We start from the raw sequence: 2,281 nt of genomic DNA, 5'->3' as shown, positions 1-2,281 counted from the left end.
GGGGCGCGCCCGCGGATTGCGGGGGCGGGTGCGGGGCGGGCCGGGCGGGCCACCCGGCGCGCGCGGGGGTTGGCTGCCCGGGCCCGCCGCGACCGGGCTGGCCTTCGCGGCGATCGCCACGGCGGCCGCGCTTGCGGCCGCGGCGCTGGCCCTTCCCTTGGCCCGCGCGGTCGAACAGGGTCTCGCCGAGCGCCTGGCGCTGATGCATGTCGCCGCGATCCGCGACCGGATCCTGCGGCACAGCTTGGCGCTGCCGCCGCGCCTCGTCGCCGGCCGGCGCCGCAGCCTCGTGATGCTCCGCTTCGTCGGCGACATGAACGCGGTGCGCGGCTGGGTCCGCTTCGGCGTCGCCCGCCTGATCGTCCTGGCGGTGGCTCTGCCCGGCCTTACCCTGGCCCTTGCCCTGCTGGACCCGCCGATCGCGCTGTTGGTCGGCGTGCCGGGCGCCTTGGCGCCGGCCGTCCTGCTGATCCTTGCCCCGGCGCTGCGCCGTCGCCATGCGGCGATGCGGCGCCGGCGCGCCCGGGTCGCCGCCGAGGCAGCCGAGGCCCTGACCCACGCGGCGAGCGTGACGGCGGCAGGTCGAGCCGCGTCGGTGCGGCGGCGGGTCCGGCGCCGTGGCGAGGCGCTGACCGAGGCTGGCGCCGCGCGGGCGCGGCTGTCATTCGCGGTGCGCAGCCTGCCCGAGGCGATGATCCTGCTGGCGCTGGCCGCGATCGGCCTGGCGGCGGCGCATGGCATCGGCGCCGGGGTCCTCCCGGCAGGTCCCGGCGGACTGCTCGGTGCCGTGGTCGGTCTTGGCGTGCTGGCCCCCATGCTGGCCGACCTCGCCCGCGCGCTCGACCGGCGCTGCGACGCCATGGTGGCCTACGCCGCGATCCGGCGGTTCCTGGCGCTGCCCACGCTTCACGGCGAAGGCGGCGCAGCGCTGGCGGACGGCTCCGGGCCGCTCGGCATCATGCTCGACGGGGTCCGGCTGCGCCCGGGCGCCCCCGTGCTCGACGCGACCATTCGGCCGGGGGCCATGGTCGGCGTGGTCGGGCCGACCGGTTCGGGCAAATCGGCCCTGCTCGCCTGCCTCGCCGGCCTTGATCGCCCTCACGAGGGATGCATCCGCGTCGGCGAGGCCGATGCCTGCGCGCTCGAGCCGCGCCTGAGGCGCGACGCCATCGCGCTGGCCGGCCCAGACCTCATGCCGCCGTCGGGCAGCGTGCGGCGTGCCTTGCGCTGGCGGGCGCCCGGGGCGACCGAGGCCGACATCACGGCGGTGGTGGACGAGGTCGGACTTGCCCCCGCGATCGCCCGGGCCGGCGGCCTCGACGTGCGGCTCGGCGCCGGAGGCTGGACGCCCTCGCATGGGGAGCGCGGGTTGATCCTGCTTGCCTCCGCGCTCATGGGATCGCCGAGGCTGCTGCTGCTGGATGCTCCCGAGACGCTGCTCAGCCGCGCCGCCCTCGGGCGGCTGGCGGCGCTGCTGGCACGGCCGGGCCTGACGGTCGTGGTCGCAACCGAAGACACTGCGCTGCTGGCGCGGTGCGACACGATCCTTGCCCTCGACGCGCCGGCGATGGCTGCCGCCGTGTGACGACCGGCCGCCCCGTACGCCGTCTGGCGCGCGAGCCACACCGCGCAGCATGGCCGGTTGCCGAGCGGCGGCGGGTGGCGGCGGCCGCCTGCGTGGTGGTCAGTCGTGCCGGCGGCGCGTGGAGAGCGGCGTGCAGGACAGCGCCACGCCCCACCAGAGCCCCGCGAGCATTGCCGGCCAGTACGCCGCCGCGAGCACCCCGGCTGCGCTGCCGGCCCGGGCGTTCATCAACGTTGTCTCAGCGACTCGATGCATGGTCGAAGTATCGCACCAGATTGTTGCCCGCCCATGAAGAGATCACGGCCGGACCGAGGCGAGCGCATCGATCTCAGCCGCCGTCGGCACGCTGCCCTGGGTGCCGGGTCGCGTGCAGGCGAGTGCGCCCGCCGCCGCCGCGCGCCCCATCGCCGCCTCGAGCGCCAGCCCACGATCGAGCGAGGCAGCGAGCACGCCGACGAACGCGTCGCCGGCCGCGGTCGTGTCGACCACCCTCACCGTGACGGCCGGCTGGTGATGCGTTCGTACCCCGTCGGCGAGGTCGGCTCCCGCTGCCCCGCGCGTCACCAGCACCCGCGTGCCGAGGCGGCGCGCCAGCGCCCGCGCTTCCGCCGGACAGTCCAGGGCGGCGGCGAGCGCCGCCGCTTCGGTCGTGTTGACGACCACCACTGCGGCGACGGCCAGCGCATCGAGCGCGAT

The 2,281-nt window shown here is 77.0% G+C and carries 3 protein-coding genes; 1 reads left to right on the top strand and 2 read right to left on the bottom strand.

Annotation, left to right across the window (positions count from 1 at the left end; all coding sequences use genetic code 11):
* Positions 1–1,585: ATP-binding cassette domain-containing protein (locus ACTIFU_RS23155; RefSeq protein ID WP_439580688.1), on the top strand; the 1,585-nt coding region annotated here is incomplete at its 5' end.
* Between the two features lie 99 nt (positions 1,586–1,684).
* Here the strand turns inward: ACTIFU_RS23155 and ACTIFU_RS23150 are convergent.
* Both ACTIFU_RS23150 and ACTIFU_RS23145 read right to left on the bottom strand, forming a co-directional pair.
* Positions 1,685–1,813 (bottom strand): hypothetical protein, encoded by a 129-nt coding sequence (locus ACTIFU_RS23150; RefSeq protein WP_439580687.1) that lies wholly within the window; start codon positions 1,811–1,813, stop codon positions 1,685–1,687.
* Between the two features lie 69 nt (positions 1,814–1,882).
* Positions 1,883–2,281, bottom strand: a 399-nt coding sequence (locus ACTIFU_RS23145; RefSeq protein WP_439580686.1) for a PfkB family carbohydrate kinase, incomplete at its 5' end; no start/stop codon positions are given.

Origin of the sequence: Elioraea sp. (assembly GCF_051860475.1) — a bacterium.
Classification (GTDB): Bacteria; Pseudomonadota; Alphaproteobacteria; order Acetobacterales; family Acetobacteraceae; genus Elioraea.
Note: the sequence above shows the minus strand (reverse complement) of the source record. Positions and strands in the feature narration are given on the sequence as shown.